This is a genomic window from Sphingomonas sp. R86520 (assembly GCF_042466285.1).
Lineage (GTDB): Bacteria > Pseudomonadota > Alphaproteobacteria > Sphingomonadales > Sphingomonadaceae > Sphingomonas.
This window is the reverse complement of record NZ_JAXHBZ010000002.1, coordinates 138,907-153,341: the sequence shown is the minus strand read 5'-3', so window position 1 is coordinate 153,341 and position 14,435 is coordinate 138,907. Positions and strand designations below refer to the sequence as shown.

Genomic DNA, 14,435 nt, shown 5'->3' with positions numbered 1-14,435 from the left:
TTAACCCTGAGTGGGCCGATCGCCGTAGTTGTAAAGGTACCCGTAGTCGCTGGAATAGTAGCCGATCGATTTGGCATCGAACTTGGTCAAGAGGATACCCAGGACATGGGTGTTACCCGACACCAGGCGACCCAATGCGTCCTTCGCCTGGCGGGCGTGAACACGATTGGCTTCGACCACGAAGATTGTGCTGCCAACGCTGGCGACCAACGTTGGAGCGTCGGCAAGGCCTAGAACTGGCGGAGAATCGATGATGACAACGTCATAGATACGTTCGCATTTCTCGATCAGCGCCTTCAGACCGGCGCCGGCGATCAGTTCGGCCGGGTTCATCGGAATAGGCCCTGCCGTGACAAGGTCGAGACCGGCTTGGTTCGTATGATGAACGACGCTTTCGAACGTTTCCTGGCTGGCAAGGACGTTCGAGAGGCCGATCTTGTTGTCGATATCGAAGCGCTTGTGTTGCGAAGGCCGGCGCATATCGGCGTCGATCAACACGACCTTCAGTCCGATCTGCGCAAAGCTGTAGGCGGTAGCAAGTGCGCTTGTCGACTTGCCTTCGCCGGGGCCGCTGCTCGTAAAGATCAGGCTCTTAGGCGCCCCTGTTGACGTCGAGAGCAAGAGCTTGGTGCGCAAGGCCGCATATGCCTCGGACATGTTGGATTTGCGATCCGCCATCTCCTCACGCGGGTTAGTGCTGTCACTCAGCTTTGGAATGACGCCGACTGCGGGCAGCCCCAGCATGCGTTCAACGTCATGCGTCGAGCGGACTAGATCATTGAAGTTTTCACGCAGGAAAATAAGCGCGGAACCAACGAGCAAGCCTGCCACGATCGACAAGGCCAAATTAAGCAACGGCCTTGGCGATACCGCCCGAACCGGCGGATCTGCACGGTCAATGATCGAAATGTTATTGGCCGATATGCCGGCAGCAGCGCTGATTTCCTTGTAACGCTGAAGTAGGCCGTCATATAGCGTGCGGTTGGTGTCAACTTCCCGGCGCAGAATGTTGTAGCGGACGCCGCGGTCTTGTTCTGCGAGCGTCGTGCTCTTGAAGGCCGTGAGCTGGTTCTGCAGCGCGCTTTCCTGCGCCTGGGCAACAGCATAATCCTGGCGAATGCCATCGCGCAGTTCGGTCGCAATGCGCGTTGCTTGCGCCGAGAGCGTATCGATTTGCGCCTGCAATTCTTGCTGGGTCACATATGTCGAATCGTAGCGCTTTGCGTTCTGCTGATATTGCGCGCGCAGCTGCGCGCGCTGCTGGATCAAGGCCGAAATTGCGGGATTTTGCTGTACAATCGACAGGTTCATCAATGGCGTTGCCGCCGTCTCGCGCCAGCGCTGCTGGGTCTTGATGCGATCGGAGATGGCTTGCGAAAGATTTTGGTTCAATTGGATCAAGCTCGATGTCGTAAGCGAGCTTGGTCCCGATTGGGATCCGGCCTGACCGGCCCCTGTATCGATAAGCCGCGCAGAGCGTGCATAGTCGATCAAAGCGCGCTCTGATTCCTCAAGGCGTTGGCGGATCTGCTTGAGCTGGTTTTCAAGAAATTGTCGCGCATAGGCGCTGGTATCAAATTTGCGGCGCAAGTTGCTGGTGATGAAGTTGTCTGCAAAACTGTTTGCGATCTTCGCCGACAACGCGCGATCCGGGCTGGAAAATGAGACATTCACCGCACTCGAATCGACCGGCAACTTGACCTTCAAATTCCCTTGCAATGCATCGAGCACCTGCTCACGCTTGGTCTGGGCAAGGTTGAACGATCCTTGCGGACCTTCCGCTGCTTTCATGTGCATCTGCGGAAGAAACGTCGGGTCACGGAACAGGCCAAGCTGCGTCGCAACTTCGCGTGCAAGCGAGCGGCTATTAAGCACGTTGACCTGAGTTTCGAGGTAACGGTCGGAGTCACCGCTAGGCGACTGAACGTCAGCCCCCTCGATAATCTTGGCCTCCTTCATGTCGATCTGGACCTGCGCGGTCGCTTTATACATCGGCGTGCTGAGGAACGTCACAACGACGCCCAGAAGGATGCAAACTGCAAGCGCAGCGATCATTAGGTAGCGATTACGGTAGACCGTCGACCAGATCGCTCGCACATCGATAAGGTGCTTGGGAGACTGCGCGGACGCCTGCGCCGACCCCGCGCCTGGTGGTAAGCCGTTGTCCACGATCCCCGGTGCGGCCGTGCGAGGCAGGTCGTTTGAGAAAGCGGTGCTCATAAGGAACTCTGTCGATTTGCGGAATGCCGGGGCATGTGGATCAATTTACTAGCAACGGTATGAACAGGCCGAATGCTGGGAGTATGCTCAGCACATCATAGTAGCGCGATTTGGTCGAAGACGATCCCACGATCACGTAATCGCCGCTCTGGATATACGGATCAGGCGAGCGTCCTTCGCGAATGGCCAACACGTCGAACAGTGCACCGCTACGTACACCGTTGACCGTCCGGAAAATTGCTACGCGATCGAGTTGCGCCACACGGTTCGCGCCCTTGGCCATCGCAATGCTCTGAAGCAGGGTGGTCGATCCGAGCAGTTGGTACACGCCAGCTTCCTGAACGGCGCCATCGACAACGACGTTTTGCGTCTTCGTCGATGCAATGATGACCGAGACGTGAGGTTGACGCAGCCCGCGTTTCCGAAGCTCGGTTTCGATGACCGCGGCAAGCTCGGTGCTAGTGCGGCCGACAGCATGAACCTCGCCAATCAGCGGCAGCACAAGTCCGCCACCTGCTTCGACTGGTGCTTCCCTGACCGCAAGATCAGGCTCTCTGAAGACCGTGATCGTGAGGCTATCGAGCGGGTTGATACGGTATGCAACCTGGTCAGCTTCGATCCGCTCGGGAGGAATGACCTGATAGGCCTCCTTACCTTGCGGAAGATTGAAATGCTCCGAGGGGGTCGAGCATGCGGCCAAACATACCGACATGCTCAAGAGAACGCCTGCAACTGCCTTCGTCATACTGTTACCGAAACTCTCTTTGGGACTCGACCGGACCGTTCCGACGCGTCTCACTGCGCACACGACGGCGATTGCCACCGCGATAGCAACTAGGGTCTTGTAAATCCAGCGCCGTTGGTCGGGTGGCAAGAATCGCGCAATATACGCTCATGACCGCAGCGAGTGCGAGTGTGCGTAGCGGGTAGTCCAGAACCGAATGCAGCAACACCTCGACGACACCTGCAATCGCGATGGCAATGGGAGCAAAGCCCATATGCTCACGCCGACATGTTCGCAGTCGGGCAATGGCCGTTGCCGCGAACCATACCCCAAAGCCGGCCAGCAGAGCTACGCCTGCCGCGCCACCCTCCAAAGCTATCTCTAGGTAATCCGAATGAGCATGATTGACGTATGTCGGCTTGACGATGGACAGCGGTTCAAGAGCAGCGAAGATTGGCTGGAATGTGCCAAATCCAGAGCCGAACGGAAAATACACCTTCACGCCTTCGACGACGACAGGCCAAAACTGGTAGCGCAGGTCGGAGGAGGCGTCGAACCGTGACAAGGCTTGCGATACGATGGCCGTTTGAGGAAGTATGACGGCCAGCAGCAGCATCACACCGATGAGACCGCCAAACGCTAGAAGGGTACGGCGTTTGTCAAGCGAGGGAGGGGCGATGATGACTGCACATGCAACGATCCCGATAGGCAGGAGACCTAGGCCGGCGCGAGAAAGGCAGCCAAAGACGGTAAGTGACAAAAAGCATACCGCAACGATCGCGATCCACCGGCGAATGGTAATGTCCACCTTCTGGAACTGGTCCATGATCGACCAGGCAACGGCAGGCATGGCTGTGACAAGAAACAGGGCGCTATGATTCTTGTTCGCGAACAGGCCCGTACCAGGACGGCCATAGGTCGTGTATAGGTTAAGCCATGACAAACCTTGATACTGCGCGACGACCAGAAAGCTGTTCAGCAGGCAGAAGACCGCGATTACCTGGAGGAGCCGTCGCTGGGCGTCGCGCGTGATCCGCAAGGTCGCGACAAACATGGTGAGTGGAACGAGGAAAAAGGCGATCGTATCGCGGGTGCTTGCCGGGTCAAGGCTGATGGGCGCCCATCGCCCTGGCTCGCCTAGCGCTGTATACGCGGCGAGCTGCTGCTCGCGACCGGGCAAACTTTGCCAAAACGAAGGGGGCAGGGGCACAATTTGCGCGATCATCAGTACCATAGCCACGACGATCAGCGCTGCTGCCGCCTTGGCCGAGGCTCCGTGTTGAAGTTGCCACGGACGCAAGCAGAACCAAGCCAGTACGACGACGGCTGTGATTTCGACAACCAGCCGATGAAAGGGGAATAGCCAGTTGCCACCTCCCAATATCATGGCAATGGCCAGCATGCCTCCGGCCGCGATAGCGTCGCCGCGAGCGCCGGCTTGCGTCATTTCGTCTTTTCCTTAACGTGTTCCATCGTTATGGGGCCGCCTCTCGCATAAGATGCCTTAGGTGGCAATCTGACGTCAGTTCATTACCATATTGGGGAGCAATTTCAGATGCCAAACCCCAGCAATATGGCTTCTGAGCCAATGTCGGGTCCGGTTGGACGGATTTGGTTCCTGGCATCGCTGCCACCGCCGGTAAACGGTCAGGCCAACTGCAACGCGGCCATGTGGACACGGTTGTCCGGAAAAGCTCCCCTCATAAAATTGTCCCTTGGCCGTTCCCGCGTCGGCAAGATTGTCCGTTCTTTAGCCAATAGCTGGAAGCTCTTACGCTACGCAAAATGCGGCGACGCGGCCTATATATCCATTCCTGGTCAATATGGCGCTTGGCTGCTCCTGCCGGCTATCGCTTCGGCGCGGGCCAAGGGGCTTACGATATGGTTTCACCATCATTCGTTCCGTTCGATCAACCGCGGCCCCATGTCCGTTATGCGCCAGCTGGTTGCCAGAGCAGGTCCACGGCAAAACCACATCTTGCTATCGAACGGTATGCGCGATCGCTTCGCGGCGCTGTATCTGCAATCTAGCGGGCGCGCGCATGCAATGTCGAACACCGTATTGCTCGCGCCGGACTTGCGCATGAATCTGGCACCGCGATCAGACGGTCCGCCGACGCTTGGTCATATGTCTGTCCTGACGCGCGAAAAGGGTGTGCTGTATCTGATCGACCTGTTCGATGAGCTGAGCCAACATGTGCCGGGCATTCGTTTGGTGATCGCCGGGCCGGCAACCGATTCAAAGCTTTTAGCGGCCATTCACGCTGCTCAAACGCGGCATCCGAAGACATTTGAGTATCGAGGCGAGGTTGCGGCCATCGAGAAAGACAAATTCTACCGCGATATTGACTTGTTTGTACTGCCGACAACATTGGTTGATGAGGCTGAGCCGCTTGTGATGATCGAGGCATATGCACGTGGCGTTGATGTATTTGCAACTGCAGTTGGCTGCATTCCTGATCGCATTCGTGACCCCGAATGTATTTTATCCCTGGATCGTTCTGAGGATGCAGCACGTATCGCATCGGCTGTACGGGCAATTTCAACGGATTGGGCAAATTTGCGCGGCAAATGCCATGATCATGTAATACAGCTATCAAAGAGCGGAGAGGGGCAGGGCGTCGAGGTCTTCGAAAAACTATTTGGCAGCGTGAAATATGTAGAAATGGAGCATATTTTATCAGCTCCTGCGAAGGCGACGAAGGCAGACGCACCGTGAACTTTTACTTTGTACTTTTCATTCTATATATTATTGCGCCGAAAATCTCTCTCTTGGGAGAGAATATTCCTGTGCGCCCCGAAGATATTATCAGCGCCTTTGCTATCGTTATATTCTTTGCATTTCCGCGGCGCCGGCCGTTGGTAGTAACACTTCCTGTAAAGATGTATCTAGCGTTTGTTGCGGTAAACTTCTTTTCGGTAATAATACATTTTTCCGATGTTGGTCCAACGGGGTTCCTGTACGCGTTTCGTTTGTTACAGTACCTTTCGTGGTACTTCATTCTATATGAAGCATGTTTTGAGGTAAAATGGTCAGTAATGCGCTGGTCATTTTTGGCAATAAGTGCCATATTTATAGTTTGGGGTATACTTGAGTTGACCGGGGTCATCTCGGTGATCGGAAAATTCACCGGTGCCACGGAACGACTGACGATCAACACCTCGGGGCCATTTGAAACGTCAGTGATGCTGGCGATGCTCGCCTATTCGGTGTCGAGCTACATCGTGGCCGTGCCACTTCTTGTATTGGTATTCTTTACGCAGTCCCGCGTGACGCTGGTAGGCATGGTCGTGAGTTATTTCTCCTCACGCCCGCTGCGCGCGGTGGTCGCCGGAATGCTCGTGTTCGTTCTGTATCCGATCGCAATCCAGCCCTTGATGAACTCTCTACAGGACACGCGGATCGGGCAGTCTGAAGCGCCTGAGCGGATGGCAAACGTACTTGCGGTTTCCTGGTTACGCGCCCCCGTTCTCGAGGATCCTAGCTTTTTTCGTGAACGCCTTCTCACGGGAAACACCATTCAGCGATATATGGTGGATACCAAAGGCGACATGAGTTTTCGGATCCGAGCGGTACGTTGGCCTACTCTTATCAAAACTACGGTCAGCAATCCGGTTGCCTTGATCTTTGGGTGGGGCCCCAGCGCTTGGGGAAATGCGCTCGATAACTACTATGTCCGAGTATTTGGTGAGACGGGACTGGTCGGCCTTGGCCTGTTCCTTGCCTGGCTATGGGTTACGTTCCGGCGCCTCGAACCCGAAGGCGTGGCACGATACTCGCTGGTCATGATGGCGGCAGTTGGCGTGTTCATCGATATTTTCACCTCCTCGAAAGTCATGCCGCTTTTGTGGGCGTTCCTTGCGTTTGAAGAGGCGCTTCATCCGTTTGCGCTTCCTCAGAAGGGCAGGCCCGGTGAAATGCTGCGGCGCCCCCGTCGTCTTCCCCTGAGACTTGAAGACGGAACTGCGTGATGAATATTCCAATCCCCGATCGTGGCAGCGTGTCGCCTTCGATAGTAAACTCCCCGACGCCTGACGACGTTGTCGTTGCGATTGTGACGTATGGGCAGCGCAGGTCGATGCTGCTGGCAGTACTCGATCGCCTGCGAGACGAGGCTGTCGGTCACGTTGTGGTTGTGGATAACGGTGCCCGCTGGCCCGTTGCGACAGAACTCGCTGCTCGGTTTGGCGGCTGGGTCGAGACTGTTCCCATGGGCGGCAATATGGGCAGTTCTACCGGCTTCGCTGCAGCTTTCGAAACTGCCGGACAGGCAAAGCAGCCTTTCATTTGGATACTTGATGACGACAACCGTCCGGAGCGTGGCTGTCTGGCATCGTTGCTCGCAGCGCATGCGCAGGAGGCCGAGCACACGTCCTTAGCATCGCTGGCTGTCGTGGCTATGAGAACTGAACATTTTGGCGGTCATGTTTCTGCCAAGCAGTTGATGACGCGCTGGGACAGCTTCAGCGGTTTCCATGTCGCAGACCTTGCTTCCAAAGTTGCTCACCGCTTGCCCGGCAGGCGCCAAATCGTGCGCAATCGTGTCGAATTGGGTGTTACGCACTTTGGTGGAATGCTGTTTCATCGATCTTTGCTCGAGCTGCACGGTATGCCGCGTCCGGATTTTTTCATGTACGGTGACGATACCGAGTTCACCTGGCGTATAACGAGTAGTGGCGGGCGTATTGTTCAAGTAACAGAAGCACTGGTTGAGGACCTTGAAGGGTCATTCCAGCAGACGTCACATGTACGGAATCGGTTCATTGGCGCGTTACTGTCCGATAGCGACTTCAGAACATATTATTCAGTCCGCAACCTCGCTTTCTTTGAAAGCAGGTTTAGAGTTCGTAACATGGCAATGTTTGCTTTAAACCGGACAGTATATCTTGCTATTTTGCGTCGCTACGCGCGGCGTTTAAATCGAATGGACCGATACGAATTCATCCGCGCCAGCGCGGAAGAGGGTTTGGCAGGACATCTTGGGGCGAACGACCGATTTCCACTAGTCAATTGATGTTTGGGTCATAGTTATGCGTATCCTTAACGTCAGCCAGAATTATTACGTCGTCGGCGGTATGGATCGAATGATGTTCGAGCAGGCCCGTATTCTGGAGGAGCGGGGCCATGAAGTCGTTCCTTTCACGGCTGCAGATCCGCGCGATCAGTTCAGTCCCTGGGCGGCGCACTTTCCGCCCGCGGCACCGACCGATCGCACACCGATCACCGAACTGCCGGCAACGCTCTACCGCTCATCAGCCGCGAAGGCCTTGCGTACGCTGATGCAGAGCGAGGCATTCGACGTCGTTCATCTCCATAGCTGGTATAAGCGTTTGTCACCGGCAATTCTCCCGGTGTTGCGTGATGCCGGCGTGCCAGTGGTGCAAACCCTGCATGAATATCGTTCGGTATGCTCGCGTTCCACGATGTTTCGCGATGGCGAAATTTGTCGCGACTGCGCAGGCGGAAGGCATTGGCCGGCAATTGTTCACCGCTGTAATGGCTCGGTTGCAAAGACCCTGGCATCGGTTGCGGAAATGACGATAGCCGATCAGCTCGGATACCGCACAGTCGTGCAGCGCTTCTTGCCGGTCAGCGATTTCCAACGCGGTTTGCTGATCGAGATGGGCATGCAAGATGGGCAGATGCGCACCTTGCCCAATCCGGTCAGGATGCCGGACGAGGCCCTACAAGCTTCAGACGATACGGTCGGCTGCGTCCTGTTCGTCGGGCGACTTGAGAGCTACAAGGGTGTCGACGTGTTCATGGACCTTGTACGCGGCAGGCCTGACGTCGGCTTCGCGATGGCGGGGGATGGCAGCGCACGCACCTCGATTGAAGCGGCGCATTTGGCGAACCTTGCGATATTGGGCCAGCTCAATGAGGCAGACCTGCTTTCGGCTATCCGTTCCGCAGCATGCGTCGTTGTCCCCTCACTTTGGCCCGAGGCTTTCGGCCTTACGGCCGTGGAAGCTATGGCTGCGGGGACACCGATTATTGCAAGCCGTACCGGAGGTCTGACCGAGATCGTGCGTGATGGTACAGACGGCTACCTCGTCGATCCAGGTGATCGCGATGGCTTCATCACAGCGATAGACCAAATCCTTGGTGATCCCGCGCGCGCGCGGGCTATGGGCAAGGCCGGAAGAGCGCGGGCAGCCGAAGCGTTTTCCGAAGATCGGTTCTACGCACGCCTCATGGCCATTTACGGCGAAGTCATCGCAGAAGGAACGCCGCAGTGATCGAAAAACTCGTCAAGCTCGCTACCGGGCGCGACTACGCCATCGGCGCGGGCGATCTGGGCTATATGATCTCCAAGGGGGCGGTCCCCATGCTGCGCGGCCTCGTCTGGTCGGTACTGCATGTGCGGCGCTGGCGCGGACTGATGCTCGGGCCGAATATCCAGTGGGTGATGTCGGGCCGGATCCGTACCGGTCGCGGTGTGCTGATTGGTGGGTTCAGCTATGTCGACGGATCCGCGCGCGAAGGCATTGTGCTGGAGGACCGGGTGACGATCCGCGAGCATGCCTGGATTCAGGGGCGCAGTGGCTTGAACGATCCCGCCGAGGGGCTTTGGATCGGTGCGCATTCCTATATCGGGCCGCGCGCAGTGATCGGCATCGGTGGACCGATCCGGATCGGCAGTGGCGTTCAGGCCGGTGCCGGTCTTACCATCACTGCGGAATCACATGAGGCAGACGAAGCGGGAAGCTTCGTCTCCGGCCGTACCGAACGTCGCGGCGTGAGTATAGGCGATCGCTGCTGGCTCGGTAACAACGTTTCGATCCTCGACGGCGTAGAGATTGGCGCAGATTGCGTGATTGGTGCCAATTCTCTCGTCACGCGTTCGATACCGTCTGGATCGGTCGCCTTTGGATCACCAGCGCGTGTGCACCGGCGGACGGCACATTGAATTGCCGCTATCGTGCGTACGGATGCTGTCATTCGGCGAAACAGACCGTTTCCATAACGACTGCATCATTCCACGCTTAGGGTCGTTCCTTAACGATGCCTTCGAATATCAAAATTGCAGAGATGGCAGCCGTCGTCCGTCTTCTTCAACTCGCACTTCCACTCGCCGATAAAAGCGCCAGCCACCGTACCGCCGCTACGATCGCTGCCGCCATTCATAGCGCGACGGATCGTCTAATTGAGCTACGAAGCTAACTTTATCCGGTCATGCGGCGGAACGGTTCACACAACCTTGCTCGCCGGTGTCGCGTTGAGCTAAACCCGTCTCACCAGACCCGCCTTTTGTTTATCGCGCACTTCGCGGATTCACCTCGCCTCCGCCTCCGCCTCCGCGCGTCGCCAGCGCTATGACCTCCCGTAGTGCCGACTTTGCAAGCGCGTCTCCCATCATCGATTTGAATAGGCACTACGAATATATACCATTGTGCTTATCTGGGCCGCATTTGCACGTTCCTATAGCGTCGCACTGAAAGTGCCTGCGTTGATCTGCCATTCTTTGCGGTAATGACTGACGAACATGCGGGCCTTGGTATGATTTTTTGGTACAAGGTTGCCCTTGACCGTAATGAACGCCAGCTGCTCTTCCGGGTTCCGCCCCAGCTGGATTGGCTCCCCCAACACAATCGGCAGCGTCGGCTTTGTCGGGTAAAACCTATTCCCAGTAATAGTTACATTGCTAACATTGTAGCTGAATTGCACGCCGGCGACGGTAAAGTTTCGAATGCTATTAGCGCTTATTGTAACTCCGCCAGTATCCCCGCCCATTGCAATGCCTATAGGGCCACCGTTGATCCGGTTATTCGCAATCCTAAGATTACGCGGCTCGCCGTTTATACGATTGACCCGAATGCCAGATGTGCGACAATCCGCGATGTCATTATCAATGGCTTGGCAATCCGCAACTGTTTCCAGAAAGACGCCGATACTGCATTTGTGCACGGTATTACGGCGGATGATGCCGTTGTGTGAGGTTGCCGTCGTCGAATGGCCTGCATCATCATTGCCATAGATGTCGATGCCATTGTCGACGCAGTCGGAGACCGTATTGCGCTCGATCACAAGTCCGTTGAACTGCGAACTTTGGATGCCGATGTAACTTGCGCGCTCGACCAAGCAGTCTGCGATCCGCAATCCACGGCCTGGATTTCCATTGGCGCCAAGAACCATGATCGCCTGTCCGTTGGCGTCACGGACATTCAGACGCTCGACCGTGACGTTTTCGCACCGACCGCCCCATCCCAGTACGACAGCCCCGCCATTGCCGTCATCGCGGAATTCGCCCTGCCCTGAACGATTGGCCTCAAGAGTGAAGTCGCGCAGCGCCGCATCGTTCAGCGCCCCAGCCGTCGAGATGATGCGTGCATAGGTGCCCTTGCCGCGTTGCCGGTCCGCTAAACGTAGCACCGAGCGAGTGCGGTCAGCACCTTCCAGTGCCACGCCCGTACGCATGGTTAGAGCCTCGACGCCTGTTCCATCCTGGGAAGGGCGAAGATGTAAGGCAAACGTACCCGTACCGAAGCGGACGGTCCCCCCTCCGGCCGCTGCTGCCGCATCGATTGCGCGCTGAAAGGCTGGAGCATCGTCAGTCGTCCCATCGCCTCGGGCACCAAATTCGTTCACGTTGAATACGCGTGTTGGCTCGTTGTGCTGCGCGCACGCAGGTAAGGTGATTGCCGCGACGCTCGAGCCAAAGCTCAGCGCAATGAACGTTCTGCGATTGGGTTGGTAGGACAATCCTGCCTCCTGTTTATCGGCACCGTATGGTGCCCTGCGGGCGATACAGGCCAGTAGGGCGTGGTCGACCCCTAAACGACGGCTGCACAAGAGGCGAGCGCACAAGCGGGTATCAGCACCGGCGCTGTCAGCGGTAAATGCAACTCGTATCGGCTTTCCAACCGGGACACGCATCGGCGGAAAACGCGTATTTGCGGTTGCCTCGTCCGGTTAGCGCTATCCATGCCTGCCTCCAGCGCCGGCATTGATACTGAATCGGAAAACTGCGCGACGGTGATACCTTACGATCCAAGTCGGTGAGGGCTGCTCTAGCTGCAATAAATGCCGAAGATTTAAGCAACTGTACAACGATATGCCTAAATTATACGCAATTATATTTCTTGTCTAGACATTAGTTCTGTAGCATGATCGACATCGAACATGCCCGTAGAGGCAATTGTAGCGGGGAGGGAAAGGCGATCAAAAGGGGAGTCCTATGCGCACTATCTTGAAATTCTCTCGCCTCCTTGGCTGTACGGCGACGATTGCTCTATCATTCGGTCTTGCCGACGCAGCGCACGCTCAAAGCGCGGATGCGGTACCCGTCGCTGCTGGCGCGGCCGCCGACGAGCCCCCCGGCGATATCGTCGTCACCGCGACCCGCCGCGAAACATCATTGCAGAAAACGCCGATGGCGATCACCGCGCTATCCGGACAAACGCTCACGAATGCTGGCGTCACCAACATTGCCGATTATGCCAAGTTCGTACCGAGCCTGCGCATCCAGGATAACGGCCCTGGGCAGCGCCGCGTCAGCCTGCGCGGCGTACAGACGTCGGGCGAGGCGACGGTCGGCGTCTATTACGACGATACGCCGGTAACGGGATCGGTCGGCGTATCGAGCGACGCGGCCGGACGCACCGCCGATTTCACCCTGTTCGACGTCAACCGCATCGAAGTGCTGCGCGGACCGCAGGGCACGCTGTACGGCGCGAGCTCGATGGGGGGCGCGATCCGAGTAATCCTCAACAAGCCGACGCAGGAATATGAGGGCAAGGTCGAATTGCAAATTGCCGATACCAAGGGCGGAGGCTTCGGCTATTTCGTCCAGGGCATGGTCAACGTGCCGCTGGTCAAGGACTTGGTGGCGGTGCGCGCGGTGCTATATCGGCGCGATTCCGACGGTTACATCGACAATACGTACCTCGGTCGGAAGAACACCAACGATTACACCGCGACCGGCGGCCGCGTGATGGTGCGCGTGACGCCGTCGTCCAGCCTGACGATCGACGGTTCGGCGATGTTCGAGAATACCGATGCCTATTCGGCAAGCTGGAACCCCGCGGTGGGCGACTACAAGGCCGCGTCGCAGGTCATGCTGCCATATACCGACCGCTCACAGATCTATAACCTGACCGGCAAGCTCGATCTCGGCTTCGCGTCGCTGACCTCGATCAGCTCCTACCAGCATCGCCGTTCGGCCTATGCCGCGGACGACAGCTATTATATCGCCAGCTATCGCACCGCCACGCGTTGCGCGGCTTATGTCAACGCGAGCACCGGCGGTGGCGCCTGTTCGGCCGATCAGCTGACCAATTACTTCGGCTATATCGACGGCCTGAGCCCGGCGGCGATCTACTATCCGGGATCGACCAAGGATTTCACGCAGGAAGTCCGGCTAAGTTCGATCGGCACCAACCTGTTCGACTGGACGGTCGGCGGCTTCTACCAGAACCGCAGGAACGACGTCACGTCCGAGGACGCGCGCGCCGACAAGGCGACGGGTGACATCATCACGCCGAACCAGATCTTCTATCGGCGTGAAATCTTCGACAAGCTGGAGCAGTTCGCGGCCTTTGGCGAGGGGACGTTCCATCCCACGCCGACGATCGGCCTGACGGCCGGTATCCGCTATTTCGATTACAGCAAGACGGTGGAGGGGTTCACCGACATCGCCTGGACGCTGATCGGTGCGCCTGCGCGGCCGCTGTCGACAGTTGAGTCGTCAGAAAACGGTACGTTGCTCAAGTTCAACGCATCGTGGCAGGCGACGCCCGACACGATGTTCTACGCGACCGCATCGCAAGGATTTCGTCCGGGTGGCGCGAACCAGGTGATCGGGCTTTCGGCGGATCTCACGCCATACCGGTCAGACAGCCTGTGGAATTATGAAATCGGGTCGAAGTTCACGCTGCTGGACCGCAAGCTGACACTGAACCTCGCCGCCTACCAGATCGACTGGACCAACATTCAGGTCAGCGGGCGCACCACCAACGGCGCGTTCAGCTTCCTGTCGAACGCCGGCGCGGCACGTATCCGCGGCGTCGAGGCGGAGGCGTTCTTGCGGCCGATGCGCGGGCTGCAACTCACATTGTCGGGCAACTATATCGATCCCAAGCTGACCGAAGACCAAGTCAACGAGTCGGTCGTTGCTGCCGGGCGCGCGGGCGACCGCATTCCATTCATTCCGAACTGGTCCGGAGCGGTCGGCGCGGAATACACCACGCCGGTCAGCAACAGCCTCGATTTCTTCGCGCGTGCGGACGTCAACTACGTCGGATCGTCCTATTCCGAATTCCGGCCTACCAACGTCTATCGTGTCAAGATCGGCGCATATTCGCTGACCAATTTGCGCATCGGTTTCGACCTCAAGCAGAGCGATGCGGGCGTGTATCTCTTCGTCAACAACCTGTTCGACGAGGTTGCGATCAATCGGGCGTCGCAGTCTTCGACGGCGAACTCCTATTCCGCCACGTCGGCGGCGCCGCGGACGATCGGGCTGAACGTCCGCAAGAGCTTCTGACCGTT

General features: G+C 57.3%; 10 protein-coding genes. 6 read left to right on the top strand and 4 right to left on the bottom strand.

Annotated features, from left to right (window positions below):
• The 3 genes from SJY41_RS21030 to SJY41_RS21020 are packed head-to-tail and all read right to left on the bottom strand — an operon-like array spanning position 1 to position 4,391.
• Positions 1 to 2,220, bottom strand: a complete 2,220-nt coding sequence (locus tag SJY41_RS21030) for a GumC family protein (RefSeq protein ID WP_380784331.1) — start codon at positions 2,218 to 2,220, stop codon at positions 1 to 3.
• A 40-nt stretch (positions 2,221 to 2,260) separates the two neighbouring features.
• Complete coding sequence (locus SJY41_RS21025; RefSeq protein WP_380784330.1) at positions 2,261 to 2,965, bottom strand: polysaccharide biosynthesis/export family protein; 705 nt, start codon at positions 2,963 to 2,965, stop codon at positions 2,261 to 2,263.
• Between the two features lie 4 nt (positions 2,966 to 2,969).
• The gene (locus SJY41_RS21020; RefSeq protein WP_380784329.1) at positions 2,970 to 4,391 is read right to left on the bottom strand and encodes an O-antigen ligase family protein; all 1,422 of its coding nucleotides are present in this window, start codon (positions 4,389 to 4,391) and stop codon (positions 2,970 to 2,972) included.
• Positions 4,392 to 4,499: 108 nt separating this feature from the next.
• Between SJY41_RS21020 and SJY41_RS21015 the strand changes: the two genes are divergently transcribed.
• From SJY41_RS21015 to SJY41_RS20995, 5 genes are read left to right on the top strand one after another with little or no spacing between them, the layout of a single operon-like run.
• Complete coding sequence (locus tag SJY41_RS21015) at positions 4,500 to 5,663, top strand: glycosyltransferase family 4 protein (protein ID WP_380784328.1); 1,164 nt, start codon at positions 4,500 to 4,502, stop codon at positions 5,661 to 5,663.
• Positions 5,660 to 6,916 (top strand): hypothetical protein, encoded by a 1,257-nt coding sequence (locus SJY41_RS21010; protein ID WP_380784327.1) that lies wholly within the window; start codon positions 5,660 to 5,662, stop codon positions 6,914 to 6,916. The genes SJY41_RS21015 and SJY41_RS21010 overlap by 4 nt, the downstream gene beginning before the upstream one ends.
• Positions 6,916 to 7,959 carry a glycosyltransferase gene (locus tag SJY41_RS21005; protein ID WP_380784326.1) on the top strand — a complete coding sequence of 348 codons (1,044 nt, stop codon included), beginning with the start codon at positions 6,916 to 6,918 and terminating at the stop codon, positions 7,957 to 7,959. Before SJY41_RS21010 ends, SJY41_RS21005 begins: the two co-directional genes overlap by 1 nt.
• A gap of 16 nt (positions 7,960 to 7,975) precedes the next feature.
• A complete protein-coding gene (locus tag SJY41_RS21000) occupies positions 7,976 to 9,184 on the top strand; it encodes a glycosyltransferase family 4 protein (protein WP_380784325.1) in 1,209 nt (402 codons plus the stop codon).
• Complete coding sequence (locus SJY41_RS20995) at positions 9,181 to 9,855, top strand: acyltransferase (protein WP_380784324.1); 675 nt, start codon at positions 9,181 to 9,183, stop codon at positions 9,853 to 9,855. The genes SJY41_RS21000 and SJY41_RS20995 overlap by 4 nt, the downstream gene beginning before the upstream one ends.
• Before the next feature lie 512 nt (positions 9,856 to 10,367).
• Here SJY41_RS20995 and SJY41_RS20990 read toward each other — a convergent pair.
• Complete coding sequence (locus SJY41_RS20990) at positions 10,368 to 11,648, bottom strand: right-handed parallel beta-helix repeat-containing protein (RefSeq protein WP_380784323.1); 1,281 nt, start codon at positions 11,646 to 11,648, stop codon at positions 10,368 to 10,370.
• Positions 11,649 to 12,123: 475 nt separating this feature from the next.
• On the opposite strand from SJY41_RS20990, the gene SJY41_RS20985 reads away from it, so the two are divergent.
• A complete protein-coding gene (locus SJY41_RS20985) occupies positions 12,124 to 14,430 on the top strand; it encodes a TonB-dependent receptor (RefSeq protein ID WP_380784322.1) in 2,307 nt (768 codons plus the stop codon).
• Positions 14,431 to 14,435: the final 5 nt, after the last annotated feature.

Bases quoted from the DNA above. Each gene is read 5' to 3' on its own strand.
- SJY41_RS21030 (WP_380784331.1), bottom strand. From the start codon at position 2,220: ATGAGCACCGCTTTCTCAAACGACCTGCCTCGCACGGCCGCACCGGGG.
- SJY41_RS21025 (WP_380784330.1), bottom strand. From the start codon at position 2,965: ATGACGAAGGCAGTTGCAGGCGTTCTCTTGAGCATGTCGGTATGTTTG.
- SJY41_RS21020 (WP_380784329.1), bottom strand. From the start codon at position 4,391: ATGACGCAAGCCGGCGCTCGCGGCGACGCTATCGCGGCCGGAGGCATG.
- SJY41_RS21015 (WP_380784328.1), top strand. From the start codon at position 4,500: ATGCCAAACCCCAGCAATATGGCTTCTGAGCCAATGTCGGGTCCGGTT.
- SJY41_RS21005 (WP_380784326.1), top strand. From the start codon at position 6,916: ATGAATATTCCAATCCCCGATCGTGGCAGCGTGTCGCCTTCGATAGTA.
- SJY41_RS21000 (WP_380784325.1), top strand. From the start codon at position 7,976: ATGCGTATCCTTAACGTCAGCCAGAATTATTACGTCGTCGGCGGTATG.
- SJY41_RS20985 (WP_380784322.1), top strand. From the start codon at position 12,124: ATGCGCACTATCTTGAAATTCTCTCGCCTCCTTGGCTGTACGGCGACG.